This window comes from Zunongwangia sp. HGR-M22, from assembly GCF_027594425.1.
Lineage (GTDB): Bacteria > Bacteroidota > Bacteroidia > Flavobacteriales > Flavobacteriaceae > Zunongwangia.
Genome location: NZ_CP115159.1, coordinates 368,905 through 389,069 on the forward strand (window position 1 = coordinate 368,905; position 20,165 = coordinate 389,069).

Genomic DNA, 20,165 nt, shown 5'->3' on the forward strand with positions numbered 1-20,165 from the left:
TTATGTTAAAACCAAAAGCGCTTATTTTTTTTCAATATCTTCCTCCTTGGCGTATTGATGTATTTAATGAAATGGCAAAATTTTATGATTTAACTATAGCTTTTACTGATGCCGATCTTGATGGGTTTAAATATAACAGGGAAGAGTTGCTAAGCAAATTGGATCGAAATATTAAGACCATATTTTTATATAAAGGCTTGAGGATCGGGAAGCGTCCAATTAGGACTGGGGTTTTTAAGATTATCAAAGTATTAAAGCCAAAAGTCATATTTTCTCACGAATATTCTGCTACTAGTATAATGGTGGCGAGATTTAAGAATAAGTATAATTACCAATTAGTTATTACAACTTCTGATAATCTAAGTATTGCTAAATCCGTTAGTGGGCTTAAGTCTTATTTTAGAAATTATGTTTTGCTTCGTTCCAATTCAGTAGTTGTATATAGTAATAGAGTAAAAAAATGGTACAAGGAAAACTTTCCTTATTTGAATGTGGAAGTTTGTCCAAATATCCAAAACCCTCAAAGTTTATTAAAATATAGGCGTGAATTTCCTAAGTTAATAAAACGGTATAAAGAGCAGTTTAACTTATTTAATAAGAAACTAATATTATATTCTGGTCGCCTAGAGCATATTAAAGGGCTAGATTTACTATTATCTTCCTTTTCGAAATCTCAAAATAGTGACTGCATATTGGTGTTGGTAGGAGAAGGGAGTAAAAAAGATGATTTAGTAGCTCAGACCATTTCACTGGGTATTAAAGATAAAGTTATTTTTCCTGGTTTCTATTCTGGAGTAAAACTTTATACCTGGTATGAAATGGCGCAATTTTATGTATTGCCAAGCCGATTTGAACCTTTTGGTGCGGTTATAAATGAGGCGCTAATATTTGGGACTCCGGTTATGGCGAGTAAATATATTGGTGCCATTGATTTTGTAACAGATCAAAATGGAAAATTATTTGATCCTTTGAGTGAAATGGAATTCGTAAATGTACTTGATTATTTTATAGAAAATTCAGGGAATTTTAGAAGCGATAATAATTCCAATCTAATGCCAGTATCCTTTCAGGATTATGTAGAGGTGTTTAAAAAGTTTGCAAAATAATGAAAATACAATACACTAATTTACCAAAAGGATCAAGCAAATATAAATTCTTAATAAAATGGTATTTAAATTTGCTAAGAACTTGGTATTTTTTCAATATAAAATTTCCATGGGTTCAGTACAATGGTTTTGTGAGAGTTATGAAATACACTAGTTTCGTAAAGGGAAATATAAAAATTGGAGATAGGGTTCAATTCGGAAAATATTGTAGCATAGCAACTGATGTTCATTTCGGAGATAATATTTTAATGGCTGGAAGAGTTTCATTTGTGGGAAGAAATGATCATTATTTCGAAGCTGCGAGTAAATATATCTGGGATGGAGAAAGAATAAATGATGGATTGACAATCGTTGAAGATGATGTATGGATAGGGCATGCTTCCACCATCATAGCAGGCGTAACTATAGGAAAAGGTTCTATAATTGCAGCAGGTTCAGTCGTAAATAAAAGTATACCTCCATGTGAAATATGGGGAGGAGTCCCTGCTAAAAAACTTAGAGAAAGATTTAAAAATGAAAGTGATAAATCTAAGCATTTAAGATTTTTATCACAAAACTCTCAAGAAATTGAAATATGAAAAAAATTGGAATAATTACAATATCTCGAACAAATAATTATGGAGCCGAATTGCAGGCATATTCGACTCAAAAAAAATTGCGGCTAATAGGCTACGATGCAGAATTAATCGATTACGTTTACTATAAGCATAAAAGACATATAGAGTCTCCAGCTTCTCGCCCTGATATTAATTTTCAAAAAAGTGATAGAGTGAAACATTTTTTCTTGTATAGAATGGTGTCTCCTGTTGTAGAAGATTTCGGATCTCTATTTATTAAGAAGATTAGCCTGAGAAAAAAAAATTTTCACAATTTTCATAGAAAGAATACTAAATTTTCTAATGAATACAGAAAATACGAAGATTTGAAGAAAGCACAATTAGAATATGATGTGATAGTTGCTGGAAGTGACCAAATATGGAATCCTAGTGCAGGTACTTCTTTAGCACCTTATTTTTTAGATTTTGTGCCGAAGTCTACTAAGAAAATTTCATTCGCTTCGAGTTTTGGTGTTTCCAAAATAGATGAGGAGTATTATCAACTATATAAAAAATATATTGATAACCTTGATGCAATTGCTGTCAGAGAAGATGACGGGGTAGATTTAGTGAAGGAAATTGCAGGAAGAGAAGCTAAGAGGGTGTTAGACCCGACTTTGCTCATGTCTAAAGAAGAATGGATGGAAGTGATAGTTGGTAATAGCTGTGTTGCTCACTTAAAAGCAAATCCTTATATTATTATTTACATGCTGCATGAATCTGAAACGCTTATTAACATAGCTAATTACTTAAAAGAAAAGTTGGGTCTTAAAGTGATTATGCTAACCAAAAGGGCTTATTCTAATAAAAGTTATTCTGGTATAGAAATAATCGAGTATGCAGGGCCAGCAGAATATATCGAATTGTTTATGAGTGCAAGTTTTGTTTTAACAAATTCTTTTCACGGTACAGCTTTCGCTACTAATTTTAACGTTCCTTTTTTTGCAATTTTAAATCCAGAAAGAAAAAATAATTCTAGAATGATTAATTTTCTTAAAATGACTCGGTTGGAAGATAGAATAGTCTGGGAAGATATTAAAGAGATGTCATTGTTAGATAAATATTTTGAGTGTAATTTTATCGAAGCCAATAAGATTCTTGATGCAGAAAAGAAATCATCAGTGGCATTTTTAAAAGAACATTTAGGATAGTCTAAATCTGTACTAATCAAAAAAATCAAAAATGGGGTTTCGATCTTTTGTTAAGAAATATTTATTTTTTTCTATATATATAATTGCTTTTGTTGAATTCATATACGCTTATTTTAAATTTGTTATTTATTCTGGTATTTTTAAATACCCTATAACCAGAAACAAATTGTTAGGACGTATAGTTGAGGGTTACCATTCAGTTGAAAGATCATTGGCTCTGCCTAATGTTAGACTAGGATTTGCTCAAAAACATATTGCGGAATTAGTAGAGTTAAATAGCTTATATTTTGAGAAATATGGTCTTGATACAAGTCAGATTATCCATAGCATAGAAGTGGTGAATGAGTATCAGCATTATCATAAAAAATTTAATTATTCGATTGATGATGATCTGGATAAAAAAATAGAATTATTAAAAGAAAAGACGGGTGTAACAAATCATTCTTTACAGATTACGACTAACGCCCAAAATTATTTTGAAAATCAGAATGCGCCTTTTAAAGCTTTCTCTTTTTCCAGAAAAAGCGTTAGAAAATATAAAAATAAAATTATTCCTCGAGAAGATTTAAACGAAGCTTTTTTAATAGCTCAAAATGCGCCGTCGGCTTGCAACCGTCAGGGTGCTAGGATTCATTTAATAGAAGATAAAGAATTAATTCAAAACATTTTATCTATACATGTTGGTACTGGCGGATTTAAAAACACAATACATAAATTAATTGTCTTAACAGAGGATATGGAAATATCGAATGGTGTTTTTGAAAAAAATCAGGTTTATATAGATGGCGGTATATTTTTAATGAATTTATTATATGCTTTACACTATAAAGGGATCGCGGCCTGTCCTTTAAATAATAGTTTCTCTATAAAACAGGATCGTAAAATTCGAAAATTGTTAAAGATAAAGGAATCAGAATGTTTTATAGCGTTTGTTTCTCTAGGCTATCCTGAGGAAGATTTAGTTGTTACAACCTCTAAGAAAAGGGATCTTTCTGAAATAGTTAATTTTCACTAATAATGCTAAAAATTTTAATTAATTCGTATGCCTGTTCTCCCCATACAGGAAGCGAGCCAGGAATGGGTTGGAATTGGTGTGCTAATTTGGCTAAATACTGCGAAGTGCATGTAATTACTGAAGGAGAATTTAAGGATTATATAGAGGATGCCTTAAAAACCTTGCCTCAGGCATCCAATATGCATTTTTATTATAATCCAGTGTCAGAAGAGATTCGAAAAATGTGCTGGAATCAAGGTGATTGGCGATTTTATAAGCACTATAGGCTATGGCAAAAAAAAACCTTAGAAATAGCTAGAGCGGTAGTAGAGAAGGAAAATATAGATATCGTTCATCAACTAAATATGATTGGATTTAGAGAACCAGGTTATCTTTGGAAACTTGAGAATGTACCTATTGTATGGGGGCCTGTTGATGCAAAAGAGTCTTTTCCTGAATCGTTCCTTAATCAAGCAGATTATAAAACGAGACTATTTACTAAATTAAAGAATAGAATTACTAAATTTCAATTAAAGCATTCAGCTAGGGTTAAAAGACTTGCAGAAAAGGCATCACTCGTAATAGCAGCTTCCTCTAATTCTCAAGATTCATTTAAAAAATTCCTAAATATTGATGCTAAGCTTATAAATGAGACTGGCTGCTATATCAAAGAAGAAACTTTAAATGAAAGATCAAGTCATGAGTGTCTTAATTTGCTATGGGTTGGGAAATTTGATTTTAGAAAGCAATTAAATTTGGCAATTAAAACTCTTGCCGAATTATCGAATAAAAATGTAAGATTGCATATAGTTGGCGATGGAAATATGCTGAAATTTAAAGAATTGGCTCAATCTTTAGAAGTTGAAAGCTTATGTGTTTGGTATGGATTAGTAAGTCATTCTAAAGTTCAAGAACTTATGAAAACTTCTGATTTGTTATTTTTTACTAGTGTAGCTGAAGGGACCCCTCACGTGGTGTTAGAAGCTATAAGTAATCATCTTCCAATTATATGTTTTAATACTTGTGGTCAGGGTGATATTGTAAATAATGAGATAGGTTTTAAGGTTCCATTGTCAAACCCTGAAAAAGCGACCCAAGACTTTTCCAACATTATTAATTCGGCTATACGAGAAAGAGATAAATTGTTTTCGTTATCACAAAATTGTAAGGATTACAAATTTAAACTATCATGGGATTATAAATCTAGAGAAGTTGTTAGTTTGTATAAATCTCTAACTAAATCTTTCTAATCAAGTAATGATCCATGAAAAAAAGACTTATCAGTATTGATATATCAATAAAACCTTATCAGGAATTTATTAAAGATTTAACCACACTCGCACTTAATAAAAATTCCAGCTATACTTGTGTAGCCAATGTTCATATGTTGGTCGAGGCTTATAATGATAGAAATTTTGCTGCAGTAGTAAATAATGCAGACATGGTTACGCCTGATGGTATGCCATTGGCAAAAGGCTTAAAGCAAATTTACGGCATAGAACAGGATCGTGTTGCAGGCATGGATTTATTACCAGATTTATTGAGTGTTTCCGAAAAACAAAACATACATGTACTTTTTTATGGAGGGACGCAGGAAATGCTGGATAAAACTCAAGAATACTGTGCTGAAAATTATCCCAATTTGGATATTGTAGGTTTAATAAGTCCGCCTTTTAGAGCCTTAAGCGAAGAAGAAGAAGAGGATTATGCGCAATTAATCAATGAAAGCCAGGCAGGTTTTGTTTTCGTCGCTCTAGGTTGTCCTAAACAGGAAAAATGGATGGCAAGTATGAGAGATAAGATTAGAGCCTGTATGATTGGTATAGGTGGTGCTCTTCCGGTAATGATTGGTTTACAAAAACGGGCGCCGGTATGGATGCAGAAAACGTCCACTGAGTGGTTGTTTAGATTATCTCAGGAGCCGAAGCGTTTGTTTAAGCGATATGCATATACTAATACTTTGTTTGTCTATTTAATGATAAAGGAAAAATTTAAAAGACAGAACCACACAAATTAACCTTAATCTCACATTTATTAAGTAGTTTAGCATTTTTAGTTATAGAAAATATGAAGAGGTCTTCTTTAATTATACCTGTTTCAATTGTTGTCCATCTTATTATTATCAACTTCACGTTGTTTACTTTAAGTTTCGAAACATATAATGATTTTGTGACAATTGTTTACTATAATCTTAGTTGGTTGCTCATAACTTTTGTTATAGATTTTTATCCCACAAAAAGAAATGAACGATTTTTCACTAATTTTCACAAGGTATTGGGGTTATTTCTTATATTTTCTCTGGCTTATTTTACCAATTTTACATTTAGAAATCTTCCAATTTCTCCTATATATCATTTAAAAGTTTTATTGGTCATTTTTTCAACCATTATGATCTATCGTTATATCTTCTATTATTTAAGAGATATTTATCGAGTAGAAGGAGGGAATTTTGTAAGTGTTGTAGTTATTGGTAGAGATAGAAAATTGAAAAAGATACGTCAGATTTTCGATCAGCCCGAATTGGGATATCGATATAGGGGATATTTTGATAATAATCCCTCTAAAAGTATAACCTATTTAGGGGATATAGATCAGGCATTCGATTTTATCCGCAATCATACTGTAGATGAGGTTTATTGTATGGTGTCCCGGCTATCCTCCGATCAGATTAATGAACTTATTGCGTTTTGTGATAATAATCTGGTCAAAATTAAAATGGTGCCTGATAATAAAGAAATCTATACTCGTGCTATGGATGTTGAACTTTTTGGGAACGTACCTATTCTTAATTTAAGAAAGTTGCCTTTGGATACTGATGTGGCTCGATATACAAAGCGTAGTTTTGATATTGTTTTTTCATCTTTGGTTGTTTTATTTGTATTATCGTGGTTAGTACCAATTATAGGAATTTGCATAAAATTGGAATCCCGTGGTCCTGTTTTTTTTAAACAAAAGCGACATGGAGTAAATAAACAATCCTTTTTCTGTTATAAGTTTCGATCTATGGCTGTAAATAAGGACGCAGATACAAAAATGATGACCAAAAATGATGTTCGACTAACGAAAATAGGGAAGTTTATTAGAAAAACAAGTATAGACGAATTACCTCAATTTATTAATGTTTTATTGGGTGATATGAGCGTAGTTGGGCCAAGGCCGCATATGGAGGCTCATACTAGGGAGTATGAAAATTCTGTTGATAAATACCTGGTAAGACATTATGCTAAACCTGGGATTACAGGCTTAGCACAAATAAAAGGTTATCGTGGGGAGGTCGTAGTGAAGTCGGATATTATAAATCGTACCCGCTTAGATATATTTTATGTAGAAAAGTGGTCGCTATTATTAGATATAAAAATTATAATTAAAACTGTTCTAAATGCCATTAATGGCGAGGAGAAAGCTTATTGATGTTACTCACAATATTTAATTTATTTTTTAAATGTTTTTAAAAATTTATTTTAGCTTAAAATCTAATTTGATGTTAAAACCTAAATCTGTTTTTTATCTGTTTTGTTTATTTTTATTGTCATCCTGTGTGTCGCGAGAAGAGATGGTTTATTTTCAAAACTCAGACCGTCTTAATGAGTTGTCTTCAAATCCATCTATATATGATAACTTAAAGATAAAGCCTAATGATCAGCTGAGTATTACCGTATCTGCCGAAGAAATGGAGGCAGCATTACCATTCAATCTTCCTTTTGTAGGCAATAACATAGGAAGTCAGAATTCAGAAGTGCGCGTAAATGGAACGCCGTCATTGCAAAATTATTTGGTAAATGCGGATGGTGAAATACAATTTCCTGTTTTAGGGACTGTAAAAGTAGCCGGTCTTAACAGAAAAGAATTATCGAAAAAGCTTCAGAGAGAAATTGAAGAATATATACAGAAGCCTATAGTAATTGTGAGAATTTCTAATTTTCAGGTGACCGTGTTGGGTGAGGTCAATAAACCAGGAACATTTCCTGTTACTGATGAATATCTTAGTTTGCCAAAGGCTTTAGGCCTTGCCGGAGATTTAACCATTTACGGTAAACGTAAAAATATTCTAGTTGTTAGAGAGTCGAAAGATGGTAATAAAGAGCATGCGTATTTGGATTTGACAGATTCTGAGATCGTCAATTCTCCTTTTTATTATTTACAACAAAACGATGTGGTATATGTAGAGCCTAATGGTCCTCAATTGCAATCTGCGAGTTATAACCGAAATGCATCCGTTTATATATCCATAGCTTCTGTTCTAGTTTCAGTAGCTGTATTGCTAACCCGATAATCTACTTATGAATAACCAATATCAAAATTTCCAGGAACAAGAAATTAATCTTAGAGAAGAGATTCAAAAATACTTAAAGTATTGGCCGTGGTTTATTGTTTCCGTTTTTGTTGCGGTAGTACTGGCTTTTATTTTTTTAAAAACTTCAAAATCCGTATACCTAACAAATGCCACTATAATCATTAAAGATGAAGATACTAAGTCTCCTGCAACTTCAGGCTTATCATCTTTTACAGATTTGGGTATATTAGAAGGACTTAAAACGAGTAGTATTGAAAACGAGATAGGTTTGCTAAAATCTAAAAGAATGATGACCAAAACTATAAATTCTTTAGATCTTAATATTCAGTATTTATCCTATGGTTTTTTTGTTACACGTGATGTTTATAATAATGCACCTTTTAAATTGGATATTCTTAAATTGGATAGTTCAAAGCTTTCAAAATTTGCCAAAGAGGCTCAAAACGAGTTTAAAATCTCCTGGAATAGTGAGGGGTTATCTTTGATAAATAAAGAAACGGATAAAAAGATAACATCTAAATTCGGAGAACCTTTTAATTTGGGATTTGCAGAAATAGTAATAAGAAGGAATGAGGATTTTAAATTAGCAGAAGATGAGGAATCTTTAGATTATGGGTTTAAAATTCTTCCTGTAGAATCTGTTGTGGCGTATTATCAAGGTGGATTGATTGCTGAATTAGTTGACGATAACTCAACGTTGATTCAACTTGGTTTGGAAGGATCTGTACCAGAAAAATCTCAGGATGTTTTAAACCAATTAATTGTAGAGTACAATAAAGAGGCTATAATTGATAAAAATTTGGTGGCTTCAAACACTGCTGAATTTATTAATGAACGTTTAAAGATTATAAATTTTGAACTGGATTCCGTAGAAATAGATAAAGAGGCTTTTAAGGAAGATCGTGAGCTTACTGATATTCAGGCAGAATCCGAAATTTTTTTAGAAAATGCAAGTGAATATAAAAAGAAACGTCAGGAAGTAACAACACAGGTTCAACTTGCAGCGGCAATGTTGGATTATTTGGAAGAAGGAACAAATTCGGATCTTTTACCCGCTAACTTAGGTTTGGAAGGAGAGGGGGTAAATCAGCAGGTTTCGGATTACAATCAATTGGTTTTAGAGCGTAATCGCATACTTGAAGCCTCTACTTTAAAGAACCCTGTAATCGTAAGTTTAGATCAGCAAATAGAGCAAATGCGCTTGGTCGTTAAGAAAAGTTTACAGCGTTTACGTAGTAATCTCGATATATCCATGAATGAGCTTAATAATGAAGCTAAAGTGATTCAGTCTAGAATCTCCTCAGTTCCCTCAATAGAACGTCAATTCCGTGGTATCGATAGGCAGCAGCAAATTAAGGAAGCCTTATATCTATTTTTATTACAGAAAAGAGAAGAAAACTCTCTTTCCTTGGCAGTTACGGCTCCTAAGGCTAAAATTGTGGATCATGCTTATACATCCGGGTCTCCAGTAGCACCGAAATCAAGAATGATATTGCTTGGAGGTTTGATGGTAGGTTTTTTGATACCATTAGGAATTATTTATGGAAAAAATATCCTTAATAATAAAGTTAAGAATAGGGATGATATAGAGAAAAAAGCAAAACAAATCCCAATCGTTGGTGAAATTCCTAGAATTGATAAAAAGCAAAGTCATTTAATTACAGAAGCCGATCGTTCGGTTTTAGCTGAATCCTTTAGAATTGCTATTACGAATATGCAGTATTTACTGATTAATAAGACTGATAAGCAGAAAGGAATTAAAATGCTGGTCACTTCTACGGTTAAAGGGGAGGGGAAAACCTTTACTTCGATAAACCTGGCTTTAACCCTGGCGAACATGGGTAAAAAAGTCATCGTGGTAGGAGCGGATTTACGTAATCCACAGTTACAGCGTTATGATGTAGGTTCGAGAAAACAATTAGGTGTTAGTGATTATCTCATTAACGAAGACTTACAATTAATTGATCTTATTGAACAGACTAAATATAATAAAAATTTAGATTTTTTAACGTCAGGAAGTATACCGCCAAATCCTTCTGAATTATTAAGGCATCGTCGCCTGGGCGAAATGCTTAGCATATTGGAAGAAAGGTATGATTACATAATTCTCGATACGGCACCCTGTATGTTAGTTGCAGATACTTTCCTGATTAGTCAGTACGCAGATCTTACACTTTATGTGGTAAGAGCTTCTTATACTGAAAAAGCTTTATTGCAATTCCCTATAGATTCAAAAAAAGCTGGAAAGCTTCATGATGTTAGCTTTGTTTTAAATGATGTGGATCTTGCTAATTTCGGTTACGGAAATAAATATGGCTACTCTTATGGGGCTGATAAAAAAAGCTTTTGGGAGAAATTTAAAGAACAATTTTAGTTAGCCTTTAATTAAAAATTATTGGTTTTAATGCCCAATTTTTGTTTAACTTTAATAATTGAGATATGAGGCGACTTATAAATTTTAAGAGAAATTTATTCTTAGTTTTTTTCTGTTCTTCTGTTTTAGTTGGGTATTCGCAATCGGGTTTTAAAGTTGATATGGAGTCGGCTGCATTTGTAAATGGAGACGATGCGCTTCCATTTTGGTTACGTAGCAACAACTACGGCAGAGTGGGTAGGGAAACTGATCTTTACGCTGTTTTAGCACCATCTTATAAGTTTGATGTTGGCGAAAATTCGGTATTAACATTAAAATCGGCTTTTGCTTATCGTAATAAATTTAATGATGTCGAAGCTAATAAAGATTTTTTTGTAGATGAATTGTATGCAAATTTTTCTTCAAAATATATAAATATAGCTGTTGGTGTAAAGCATCGCGACATAAAATATAATGGTTTGGCTTCAACAAATCAAAGTATTCTTTGGTCCGATAATGCGCGATCTTTGCCTGGGACAGAAATAAAAACATCCGAGCCTATTTATTTTCTATTTGATAAGCATTTGGGTTTTGAAGCTTTATTTAGTGAATATTTCCTGAATGATAATAGAGCTACTGAGGATACTCATGTGCACCATAAGTATTTATCCTTAGTTTATAAATTGAATAATGTTTCTAATTTTAAACTGGGGATTAGACATATTGTTCAGTATGGCGGAAGTCCTTCCGATTCACGATTTGATAATCAACCAATAGGTGTTGAAGAATATGTTCGAATGTTTTTTGGTAGAGCGGGTAGTGATAATTCGCTACCAACAGATCAGGAAAATGCGATAGGTAATCATATTGGTAGTTATGAGCTTTCATATAACAGACAATTTCGCGAAGGTGAATTGGAATTATTTTATAATAGTATTTTTGAGGATGGCTCGGGTAGTGCTATGAGAAATTTTCCTGACGGTCGCTATGGTGTATTTTATGATACCGGCAAAACAGATCATTTTATAAACTCATTTGTTTACGAATTTATTTATACTAAAAATCAGAGTCAAACTGCTCCGCATCTTTGGGATAACTATTTTAATCATGGTGTTTATAGTAGTGGATGGACATATCAGCAAAATGTGATTGGCGTCCCATTTATTACTAATACATACCTTTCAGATTATGGTGGAGATTTTGTAACTGTAGGTAATAATAGATTGATTGCCCATCATTTAGGAGTTCAGGGGAAACTATATTTTCCTTATGAATTTAAAGTGAGCTATCGTAGAAACTATGGCTTTAATCAAAATATAGCTTATTTGAAGTACAGGCATTATGACTCAGATGATGAGCGTTCTCTGTTCAAAGTGCAGCCTGAAGTTGTTTCAACTTATTTAAAAGTTGGCTTGTTAAGAGATTTTGTGAATCTTGATGTAATGGGTGCAATTGATTTTTCAGAAAAAAAATCGAACTTCGCCGCAGGTTTATCTGTATCCAAATCTTTTTTCTAAATCTCAAAAACTGAAATTTTATTGATTAGCCTAGATTTGTTGTCCATTACAGACGAATTTATGAAAGTTGTAGTGCCAATTTTTTTACTTCCAAAATCATCATGGACGTGTCCAAATAAATGAAACCTCGGTTTTATATCCACCACTTTTTTAAGCAACTCTTCGCATCCAATATTTTTATATTCTATACTTTCATCATGAATGCTGTAAGGCGGAGTGTGCGTTATCAGTATATGCGTATCTTCAGGAATCATATTCCACTTTTCCTTAATCCTTTTTCCTCTTTCTAAAGCGAATGCCCAATTAACATTGCTCGGAGTATAAGGGCTTCCCCAGAAATTAATCCCTTTTATGTTAATTCCACTATCCTCAAGGTAGATTATATTGTTAGGAATGATATTCGAAATTTCCTGTTGATGTTTTTCTAGATAAAAATCATGATTACCCGCAACGAGTATTTTATGGGTGTGTGGTTGTTTTGAAAACCATTCAAGAAAATTTAAAGTTTCTTTTTTTGAACCTCCTTCAGTAAAATCACCACAATGAATCAAAATATCTGCATCGGGTAATTGAAGATCTTCGTGTTTATTATGAGTGTCTGAAATGGAAACTAAGCGCATAAGCTGATATCGATTATTCGCCGGTACCGTCTTCTTGCTCTTTAGAAATGTAGTCTTTATCTACGGGTAAGAATTTATTGGTGATTTTAGTAAGTGCAAACGCAATGATCACCGCTGTAAAAGCAAAGAAAATAAATTTAACCAATAGGCTGTCGCTCATAGCAAAGCTGTAAAATGCCAAGAAAATTTCAGCAATTACAAACAGTATCTTAAGGCTCAATTTAAAAATCATTGGTTAGCAATTAGTTGTTACAAATATAATTTCTAATCTCGTAGTCTAGTAAAAAATTTTAATTTTTGACGTAAATTTAACTTTGGTAATTTCCTTAATTTAAAGTTTTTAGTTAAAAATTCTTAATCATGTTACCTTGGTCATAATAGAATCGTACATTTCAATTAAATAAGGACATCTTGACCAAAAAACAAATTACGGTTACTGTGATTTCATTAATAATTGTCGCAGTGGTTATCTCAAGTTTCTTCGCAAATTCTTTTGTCGAAAAAAAAGCAATTTCTTTACTTCAAAAAGAGTTGCCCGAGCTTCAATTTGACGATTTAAACATTAATATTTTTCAAAACCAAGCGAATCTATCTCGAATAAGTATACGTAAAGGCAATGTAGATTTAAAATCGAATGAAATAAATGTAACTGGTCTGGATTATTGGAAGTTTCTGATAAGTGGTGATGTCGAGATAAGTAGTATTGCGATTCTGGATCCTGAAGTCATTTATTTTTCTAAAAGCAAATCGGCTGAGAGTAGTAAGAAGTCAAAAGGAAGCGATGATAAATCCAAGGATTTCAAAAAGGAAATTACGGTGAATAGCTTCAATATTAAAAAAGGAAGTTTTAAAATATTAGATAGCATCCAAGAGCGTACATTGTTGATAAATACTTTTGATTTTGAGCTCAACGAAATCTTTTTATGTAGCGCTACTATTGCTAATAAGATTCCGTTTAAGTATGGAGGTTTTAATTTGAAGTTAGATTCTGTAAAATTGAATGTCGATAAAAGGCATCAATTGAATGTTGCTGCGATTAGTGTAACTAACAACAAAAGCTTTTTAGAAAGTATTCATCTAAGCTCTAAATATTCTCGTGAAGAATTTCAAAGGCATACCGATATAGAAAAAGACATGTACGATCTAAAAATCGATAGTCTGGCCTTTCAAAATACGGATTATGGGTTTAGAAATGATAGTTTGAAAGTTTTAGTGGACAGGGCTCTCGTTAAAAATGCCGATTTTCAAATTTATCGAGATAAAACATTGCCAGACGATACTTCTGTAAAACCAATGTACAGTGAAATGCTACGAAAAATGTCATTTCTGCTAAAATTGGATACTCTTCAGATTTCAAATTCAAGAATTGCTTATGAGGAAAGAATGAAAGCAGATCGTAAACCTGGAAAAGTGATTTTCGCTAATCTAAACGCGACCATAGTAAATCTTACCAATTTTACCGAGAAGAAGGAATTTCCAAGTACAAGTATTAGTGCTAATGCCGATTTTATGAATGAAGCTCCAATAAATTTAAATTGGGGATTTAAAGTAAATAATCTTAGTGATTATTTTAATGTTTCCGGAAGCATGGGGACGCTTTCTGCTAGAAGTATTAACGGATTTTTGGAGCCGGGAATGAATGTGAAGGCTGAAGGTGCTATAACTTCTATGAGATATGATTTTTTTGGAAACAGAAATAAAGCTACCGGCGGAGTAAATATTGCTTATAAGGATTTTAAGATTGAAGTTCTTAAAAATGACGGAACAGAAAAAAGTGGATTTCTAACAAGTATTGCGAATATATTTGTAAATCATAACGGTGAAAGTGGAAAAAATGCCAATAAAGGTTTAGAGATTGAGCGAGATAAAACTAAATCTTTCTGGAATTATCTATGGTCTTGTATTCGTAAAGGTGCTCTTAAAACCTTTGTTTAGATCTTAAAAGTTATAACCGGTCTAGAGGCATGATTTATTAAATCTTCGCTTATGCTTCCATTAAAAAAGTGTGAAAGTCCTTTGCGTCCGTGAGTGATAATTCCTATTAAATCTGCATTAAATTTTTCGGCAAAATTTAAAATTCCCCTCTCGATGCTCACGTCATTATAAATATGCTTTTCGATATTGTTTAATTTAATTTCTTCTAGAAATTCCTCTAAATCTGCATAAGCTTGTTTTGTAGTGGTGAAATTATTGGGTGTATTTACAAACAATAAATGAAGTTCTGTTTCGAATAATTTTGCAAAATGAACCGCTTTTAAAAGTGTTTTTTTGTTGTCTAGATCTGCATCTGTCGCTAAAACGAATTTTTTAATGTTGAAGTCTGAAAGTTCCTTTTTAACGACCAAAACAGGTATTTCAGATTCGCGAACTACCTTTTCCGCGTTAGATCCTATAAACATTTCTTTATACCCGCTACTGCCATGTGATCCCATTACGATCAGGTCGCACTCATTATTTTTAGCAAATTCAGTAATGCCTTTAAACGCATAATTAAACTGAACTGCTTCGTGAATATTTATATTTTTGAGAAAATCCATATTCTTTATTTTGCTGAATTGCTGATGAGCAAGTTTCATAAAATATAGTGCTTCCGGTATGTTTTCGTTGTTCTGTAAAACCGGGTCGGCAAGATGAAGCGGAAGATCCAGCATATGCAGTAAATAAATATCAGCGTTAAATTTAGTAGCTATTTTTGCTGCAGATTTAAGTGCATTTTCAGCAATTTCTGAAAAATCTGTGGGAACCAAAATCTTTTTCATAGTGGTTAATTTTAATGGGTTTTAAACCGCATATTAAATTTACAAAGATTTTTGCCTAATTGCCTGGTTTTCTTTCTCGGGAATTATTATTATATTTGCATCGTTGAAACTAAAAAAGTACAGCGAGGGGACATAAAGTCCCCTCTTTTTATAACCAGTATGGAGTTGAAGGAGAAAGTAGAAAAGTTACTACAAGAAGCATTCGATGAGAATAATTCCTTATTTTTGATTGACCTTATGGTAACGCCAGATAATCAAATAAGAGTGGTTATTGATGGTGATAAAGGAGTATCTGTAGAAGATTGCATTAATGTGAGCCGTAAGGTAGAGCATAATTTAGATAGAGAGGAAGAGGATTTTTCTTTAGAAGTAACTTCTGCAGGAGTATCTGAGCCATTGCTGCTCCCAAGACAGTTTAAAAAAAATGTTGGAAGAAAGTTGCAGGTTAAAACTGAAAATGAACAATTTGAAGGGAATTTAATCGATGCTACAGAAACCAATTTTAAACTGCGCTGGAAAGCACGTGAACCTAAACCTGTTGGTAAAGGAAAGTTGACGGTAGAGAAGGAAGCTGTATTAGAATATTCAGCAGTTGTTGAAGCTAAAGTTATGATAACATTTTAATTGTCTTAGTATGGAAAATCTCGCCTTAATAGATTCATTTTCAGAGTTTAAGGATGATAAGTTGATAGATCGTGTAACATTGATGGCGATCTTGGAAGATGTGTTTAGAAATGCTTTAAAAAAGAAGTATGGTGAGGATGATAACTTTGATATCATTGTAAATCCCGATAAAGGAGATTTAGAGATCTGGAGAAACCGAGTTGTTGTGGCAGATGGTGAGGTAGAAGATCCTAATCAGGAAATATCACTAACAGAAGCACGACAAATTGAGCCAGATTTTGAAGTTGGCGAGGATGTTTCTGAAGAAGTTAAATTAATAGATCTTGGGCGTAGAGCGATTTTGGCATTAAGACAAAATCTAATTTCCAAGATTCATGAGCATGATAATACAAATATATATAAGCAGTTTAAAGATCTTGAAGGAGAAATTTATACTGCAGAAGTTCATCATATTAGACATCGTGCAATAATCCTTTTAGATGATGAAGGGAATGAGATTGTTCTTCCAAAAGATCGACAAATTCCATCAGATTTCTTTCGAAAAGGAGAAAATGTAAAAGGTGTTATTGAAAGTGTAGAGCTTAAAGGGAATAAACCAAGTATAATTTTATCTAGAACTGCACCTGTATTTTTAGAAAAATTATTCGAACAAGAGATTCCTGAGGTGTTTGATGGTTTAATTACCATAAAAAAAGTGGTACGTGTGCCTGGCGAAAAAGCGAAAGTAGCGGTGGATTCTTACGATGATAGAATTGATCCTGTTGGAGCTTGTGTTGGGATGAAAGGATCAAGAATTCACAGTATTGTGAGAGAACTTGGTAACGAAAATATTGATGTGATTAATTATACAAATAACGATCAGTTATTTATAACCAGGTCTTTAAGTCCTGCGAAAATCACATCTATTAAGATCGACGAAGAAAATAAAAGGGCTGAAGTTATGCTTAAGCCTGAAGAGGTTTCTAAAGCAATTGGTCGTGGAGGTCATAATATAAGACTAGCGGGTCAATTAACAGGTTACGAGATAGATGTCTTTAGAGAAGGAGTAGAAGAGGATGTAGAATTGTCTGAATTCTCTGATGAAATTGAAGACTGGGTAATTAAAGAATTTGCAAAAATTGGTCTTGATACTGCAAAAAGTATTTTAGAACAAGATGTAAATGATTTAATTAAGCGTACTGACTTGGAAGAAGAGACTATTCGTGAGGTATTCAATGTTCTTCGCGAAGAATTCGAAGAATAATTTATTGTAATAATAAACAAAAGAGGTTAATTTAGAGGGCAATTTATGGCTGAAGCAAAAACAATGCGATTAAACAAAGTATTACGTGAATTCAATATTTCGCTGGACCGGGCTGTGGAGTTTTTAAACTCTAAGGGGCACGATATTGAAGCACGTCCTACTGCTAAAATTTCTCAGGAGACTTATCAAGTTCTTTTTGATGCGTTTCAGACGGATAAAAGCAAAAAAGTAGCTTCCAAAGAAGTAAGTGAAGAGCGGAAAAAAGAGAAAGAAGAATTACGTCTGGCCCGCGAGCGCGAGCAGGAGGAGAAAAGGAAGGAGCAAGAAAAGCTTGAAGAGGTAAGGCTTAAGGAGGAGCAGGAGATTAAAAAGCAGCAGGAGCAAGAAGCGATAACTTCTAGAACCAAACTTTCTGGTCTTAAAACCGTTGGTAAGATCGATCTCGATCAACAACAAGGTGAAAAGAAAAAAGAAGTGCAAAAAAAGGACGAATCTACAAAAGAGGAGCCTAAAAAAATAGCTAAGAAAGAGGAAAAGGAAACAGAAAATCAGCAGGATAAGCCAGCCCAAAAATCTGCTGATCAAAAGCCTAAGCCAAAATCTGATGATGCTAAAGAGCAAAAAGAAGCTGCCCCTAAAAAAGAAGAGCCTAAGCAGGAAAATGTAAAAGAAGAAACTGAAGGCAAGCCTGAAGCTTCTGAAGGAGAAGGGGATAATCGAATTAAGACCAATTATACTAAATTAGACGGTCCTAATTTTACTGGTCAGAAGATTGATCTTTCTAAATTTAAAAAGCCTGCTAAGAAAAAAGACGATAAAAAAACAGCTGCTAGCGATGACAAAAAAGGTAATCGTAAAAAGCGTCGTCGTAGAATTAGTAAAGATGTAAAAGGAGGTCCTAATCAAGGTGGAGGTTCTAATAATAACCGCAATAAAGGACGCAACACTAAGCAACGTAGTAAACCGATTACTAAAGAAGAGCCTAGTGAAGAAGAAGTACAAAAGCAAGTACGCGAAACACTAGAGAAACTTCAAGGTAAATCTAGTAAAGGTAAAGGTGCTAAGTATCGTAGAGATAAAAGGGATCAACACCGTCAACGTTCAGAAGAAGATCTTGCAAAACAGGAAACCGATTCTAAAACACTTAAAGTAACCGAATTTGTTACCGTAAGTGAGGTAGCAACTATGATGGATGTTTCTGTAACGAAAGTGATTTCAGCATGTATGTCTCTTGGTATGATGGTAACCATGAACCAAAGACTTGATGCAGAAACCTTATCTATTGTTGCAGATGAATTTGGTTATGAGGTAGATTTTGTAACTGCAGATGTTGAAGAAACTGTTGAAGTTGTAGAGGATGCTCCAGAAGATTTAGTAGAAAGAGCTCCAATTGTAACTGTGATGGGGCACGTCGATCACGGTAAAACATCACTTCTGGATTATGTTCGAAAAGAAAATGTGATCGCGGGAGAGAGTGGTGGTATTACTCAGCATATTGGTGCTTATGGAGTAGAATTAGAAGGAGGTCAAAAAATAGCTTTTCTTGATACGCCAGGTCACGAGGCCTTTACTGCAATGCGTGCCCGTGGTGCACAGGTAACAGATATTGCAATAATTGTGATTGCTGCAGATGATGATGTGATGCCGCAAACCAAAGAAGCAATATCGCACGCTCAGGCTGCGGGAGTGCCAATTATATTTGCAATCAATAAATCGGATCTTCCAACTGCAAACCCAGAAAAAATCAAAGAGAAATTAGCTTCAATGAATCTTCTAGTGGAAGATTGGGGAGGTAAAGTTCAATCTCATGATATTTCAGCTAAAACAGGAATGGGTGTCAAAGAATTGCTGGAAAAAGTACTTCTTGAAGCCGAAATTCTTGAGCTAAAAGCGAATCCTAACAAGATTGCTAACGGTACAGTAGTGGAAGCATTCTTAGATCGCGGTCGTGGATATGTAGCCACAATTCTTGTTCAGGCTGGTACACTTAAAATTGGTGATTATGTTTTAGCAGGTCGCCATAGTGGTAAGATAAAAGCAATGCACGATGAGCGTGGCCATGAAATCAAAGAAGCTGGGCCATCAACTCCGGTTTCTATTCTAGGTTTAGATGGAGCTCCACAAGCGGGAGACAAGTTTAAAGTGATGTTAGACGAGCGTGAAGCTAAAGATATTGCTGCGAAACGTACTCAACTGCAACGTGAACAAAATGTAAGAACACAACGTCATATAACACTAGATGAGATTGGACGTCGTATAGCTTTAGGGGAGTTTAAAGAGCTTAATATTATTTTGAAAGGTGATGTTGATGGTTCTGTAGAAGCTTTAACAGATAGTTTCCAGAAGTTGTCTACTGAAGAGATACAGGTGAATATTATTCATAAAGGAGTAGGAGCAATTACTGAAAGTGATGTATTGTTAGCTTCAGCTTCCGATGCGATTATAATTGGATTTAACGTGAGACCTGCTGGTAATGCCAGACAGGTAGCCGATAAAGAAGAAATCGACATCAGAACATATTCTATTATCTATGATGCTATCAATGATCTTAAAGATGCTATGGAAGGTATGCTTTCTCCTGAATTGAAAGAAGAGATTACCGGTACAGCAGAGATTAGAGAGACCTTTAAAATATCGAAAATCGGAACAATCGCAGGTTGTATGGTTACCTCAGGTAAAATATACAGAAGCGCGGGTATTCGTTTGATTAGAGATGGTGTGGTAATCTATACTGGAGAGCTTGCTTCGCTTAAGCGTTTCAAAGACGATGTGAAAGAAGTAGCTAAAGGATATGACTGTGGTATGCAGGTTAAAAATTATAATGATATTAGAGAAGGTGACGTTATAGAAGCCTTTAGAGAAGTAGAGGTTAAGAAAACCTTGAAATAAATTTTTCGCGCTTTTAAGC

At 33.6% G+C, this 20,165-nt stretch carries 17 protein-coding genes; 14 read left to right on the forward strand and 3 right to left on the reverse strand.

Annotated elements, in window-relative coordinates; genetic code table 11:
- Positions 1-2: 2 nt before the first annotated feature.
- The 10 genes from PBT91_RS01630 to PBT91_RS01675 all read left to right on the forward strand — a co-directional run bounded on the left by PBT91_RS01630 (position 3) and on the right by PBT91_RS01675 (position 12,011).
- Complete coding sequence (locus PBT91_RS01630; RefSeq protein ID WP_270060072.1) at positions 3-1,106, forward strand: glycosyltransferase; 1,104 nt, start codon at positions 3-5, stop codon at positions 1,104-1,106.
- Positions 1,106-1,684, forward strand: coding sequence for an acyltransferase (locus tag PBT91_RS01635; protein ID WP_270060073.1), 579 nt, complete (start codon positions 1,106-1,108; stop codon positions 1,682-1,684). Before PBT91_RS01630 ends, PBT91_RS01635 begins: the two co-directional genes overlap by 1 nt.
- Positions 1,681-2,853, forward strand: a complete 1,173-nt coding sequence (locus PBT91_RS01640) for a polysaccharide pyruvyl transferase family protein (protein ID WP_270060074.1) — start codon at positions 1,681-1,683, stop codon at positions 2,851-2,853. Before PBT91_RS01635 ends, PBT91_RS01640 begins: the two co-directional genes overlap by 4 nt.
- Before the next feature lie 31 nt (positions 2,854-2,884).
- On the forward strand, positions 2,885-3,868 hold the full coding sequence (locus PBT91_RS01645) for a nitroreductase family protein (RefSeq protein ID WP_270060075.1): 984 nt from the start codon (positions 2,885-2,887) through the stop codon (positions 3,866-3,868).
- 2 nt (positions 3,869-3,870) lie between these two features.
- Positions 3,871-5,097, forward strand: a complete 1,227-nt coding sequence (locus PBT91_RS01650; RefSeq protein ID WP_270060076.1) for a glycosyltransferase family 4 protein — start codon at positions 3,871-3,873, stop codon at positions 5,095-5,097.
- A 14-nt stretch (positions 5,098-5,111) separates the two neighbouring features.
- Positions 5,112-5,864 carry a WecB/TagA/CpsF family glycosyltransferase gene (locus PBT91_RS01655; protein WP_270060077.1) on the forward strand — a complete coding sequence of 251 codons (753 nt, stop codon included), beginning with the start codon at positions 5,112-5,114 and terminating at the stop codon, positions 5,862-5,864.
- A 50-nt stretch (positions 5,865-5,914) separates the two neighbouring features.
- Complete coding sequence (locus PBT91_RS01660; protein ID WP_270060078.1) at positions 5,915-7,258, forward strand: undecaprenyl-phosphate glucose phosphotransferase; 1,344 nt, start codon at positions 5,915-5,917, stop codon at positions 7,256-7,258.
- A 70-nt stretch (positions 7,259-7,328) separates the two neighbouring features.
- Positions 7,329-8,120, forward strand: a complete 792-nt coding sequence (locus tag PBT91_RS01665; protein ID WP_270060079.1) for a polysaccharide biosynthesis/export family protein — start codon at positions 7,329-7,331, stop codon at positions 8,118-8,120.
- Between the two features lie 7 nt (positions 8,121-8,127).
- Complete coding sequence (locus PBT91_RS01670; RefSeq protein ID WP_270060080.1) at positions 8,128-10,515, forward strand: GumC family protein; 2,388 nt, start codon at positions 8,128-8,130, stop codon at positions 10,513-10,515.
- A 65-nt stretch (positions 10,516-10,580) separates the two neighbouring features.
- The gene (locus PBT91_RS01675; RefSeq protein WP_270060081.1) at positions 10,581-12,011 is read left to right on the forward strand and encodes a capsule assembly Wzi family protein; all 1,431 of its coding nucleotides are present in this window, start codon (positions 10,581-10,583) and stop codon (positions 12,009-12,011) included.
- Here PBT91_RS01675 and PBT91_RS01680 read toward each other — a convergent pair.
- Complete coding sequence (locus PBT91_RS01680; RefSeq protein WP_270060082.1) at positions 12,008-12,631, reverse strand: metallophosphatase domain-containing protein; 624 nt, start codon at positions 12,629-12,631, stop codon at positions 12,008-12,010. The genes PBT91_RS01675 and PBT91_RS01680 overlap by 4 nt on opposite strands.
- Before the next feature lie 13 nt (positions 12,632-12,644).
- Positions 12,645-12,863: a hypothetical protein gene (locus PBT91_RS01685; protein WP_270060083.1), complete on the reverse strand. Its 219-nt coding sequence runs from the start codon at positions 12,861-12,863 to the stop codon at positions 12,645-12,647.
- A 179-nt stretch (positions 12,864-13,042) separates the two neighbouring features.
- Here PBT91_RS01685 and PBT91_RS01690 point away from each other — a divergent pair, with 179 nt between their 5' ends.
- Positions 13,043-14,566 (forward strand): hypothetical protein, encoded by a 1,524-nt coding sequence (locus PBT91_RS01690; RefSeq protein ID WP_270060084.1) that lies wholly within the window; start codon positions 13,043-13,045, stop codon positions 14,564-14,566.
- Here PBT91_RS01690 and PBT91_RS01695 read toward each other — a convergent pair.
- Entirely contained in the window at positions 14,563-15,390 is an 828-nt protein-coding gene (locus PBT91_RS01695) for a universal stress protein (RefSeq protein ID WP_270060085.1), read from the reverse strand. The genes PBT91_RS01690 and PBT91_RS01695 overlap by 4 nt on opposite strands.
- Positions 15,391-15,549: 159 nt before the next feature.
- Here PBT91_RS01695 and rimP point away from each other — a divergent pair, with 159 nt between their 5' ends.
- From rimP to infB, 3 genes are read left to right on the forward strand one after another with little or no spacing between them, the layout of a single operon-like run.
- Positions 15,550-16,014 carry a ribosome assembly cofactor RimP gene (rimP, locus tag PBT91_RS01700; protein ID WP_270060086.1) on the forward strand — a complete coding sequence of 155 codons (465 nt, stop codon included), beginning with the start codon at positions 15,550-15,552 and terminating at the stop codon, positions 16,012-16,014.
- A gap of 10 nt (positions 16,015-16,024) precedes the next feature.
- Positions 16,025-17,257 (forward strand): transcription termination factor NusA, encoded by a 1,233-nt coding sequence (gene nusA, locus PBT91_RS01705; protein WP_270060087.1) that lies wholly within the window; start codon positions 16,025-16,027, stop codon positions 17,255-17,257.
- Between the two features lie 45 nt (positions 17,258-17,302).
- Positions 17,303-20,146 carry a translation initiation factor IF-2 gene (gene infB, locus PBT91_RS01710; RefSeq protein WP_270060088.1) on the forward strand — a complete coding sequence of 948 codons (2,844 nt, stop codon included), beginning with the start codon at positions 17,303-17,305 and terminating at the stop codon, positions 20,144-20,146.
- Positions 20,147-20,165 lie beyond the last annotated feature (19 nt).

Excerpts from the sequence above, each read along its gene's own strand:
- PBT91_RS01660 (WP_270060078.1), top strand. The coding sequence starts at position 5,915 with ATGAAGAGGTCTTCTTTAATTATACCTGTTTCAATTGTTGTCCATCTT.
- PBT91_RS01665 (WP_270060079.1), top strand. The coding sequence starts at position 7,329 with ATGTTAAAACCTAAATCTGTTTTTTATCTGTTTTGTTTATTTTTATTG.
- infB (WP_270060088.1), top strand. The coding sequence starts at position 17,303 with ATGGCTGAAGCAAAAACAATGCGATTAAACAAAGTATTACGTGAATTC.
- PBT91_RS01640 (WP_270060074.1), top strand. The coding sequence starts at position 1,681 with ATGAAAAAAATTGGAATAATTACAATATCTCGAACAAATAATTATGGA.
- rimP (WP_270060086.1), top strand. The coding sequence starts at position 15,550 with ATGGAGTTGAAGGAGAAAGTAGAAAAGTTACTACAAGAAGCATTCGAT.
- PBT91_RS01655 (WP_270060077.1), top strand. The coding sequence starts at position 5,112 with ATGAAAAAAAGACTTATCAGTATTGATATATCAATAAAACCTTATCAG.
- PBT91_RS01645 (WP_270060075.1), top strand. The coding sequence starts at position 2,885 with ATGGGGTTTCGATCTTTTGTTAAGAAATATTTATTTTTTTCTATATAT.
- PBT91_RS01685 (WP_270060083.1), bottom strand. The coding sequence starts at position 12,863 with ATGATTTTTAAATTGAGCCTTAAGATACTGTTTGTAATTGCTGAAATT.
- PBT91_RS01695 (WP_270060085.1), bottom strand. The coding sequence starts at position 15,390 with ATGAAAAAGATTTTGGTTCCCACAGATTTTTCAGAAATTGCTGAAAAT.
- PBT91_RS01630 (WP_270060072.1), top strand. The coding sequence starts at position 3 with ATGTTAAAACCAAAAGCGCTTATTTTTTTTCAATATCTTCCTCCTTGG.
- nusA (WP_270060087.1), top strand. The coding sequence starts at position 16,025 with ATGGAAAATCTCGCCTTAATAGATTCATTTTCAGAGTTTAAGGATGAT.
- PBT91_RS01650 (WP_270060076.1), top strand. The coding sequence starts at position 3,871 with ATGCTAAAAATTTTAATTAATTCGTATGCCTGTTCTCCCCATACAGGA.
- PBT91_RS01675 (WP_270060081.1), top strand. The coding sequence starts at position 10,581 with ATGAGGCGACTTATAAATTTTAAGAGAAATTTATTCTTAGTTTTTTTC.
- PBT91_RS01680 (WP_270060082.1), bottom strand. The coding sequence starts at position 12,631 with ATGCGCTTAGTTTCCATTTCAGACACTCATAATAAACACGAAGATCTT.
- PBT91_RS01670 (WP_270060080.1), top strand. The coding sequence starts at position 8,128 with ATGAATAACCAATATCAAAATTTCCAGGAACAAGAAATTAATCTTAGA.
- PBT91_RS01635 (WP_270060073.1), top strand. The coding sequence starts at position 1,106 with ATGAAAATACAATACACTAATTTACCAAAAGGATCAAGCAAATATAAA.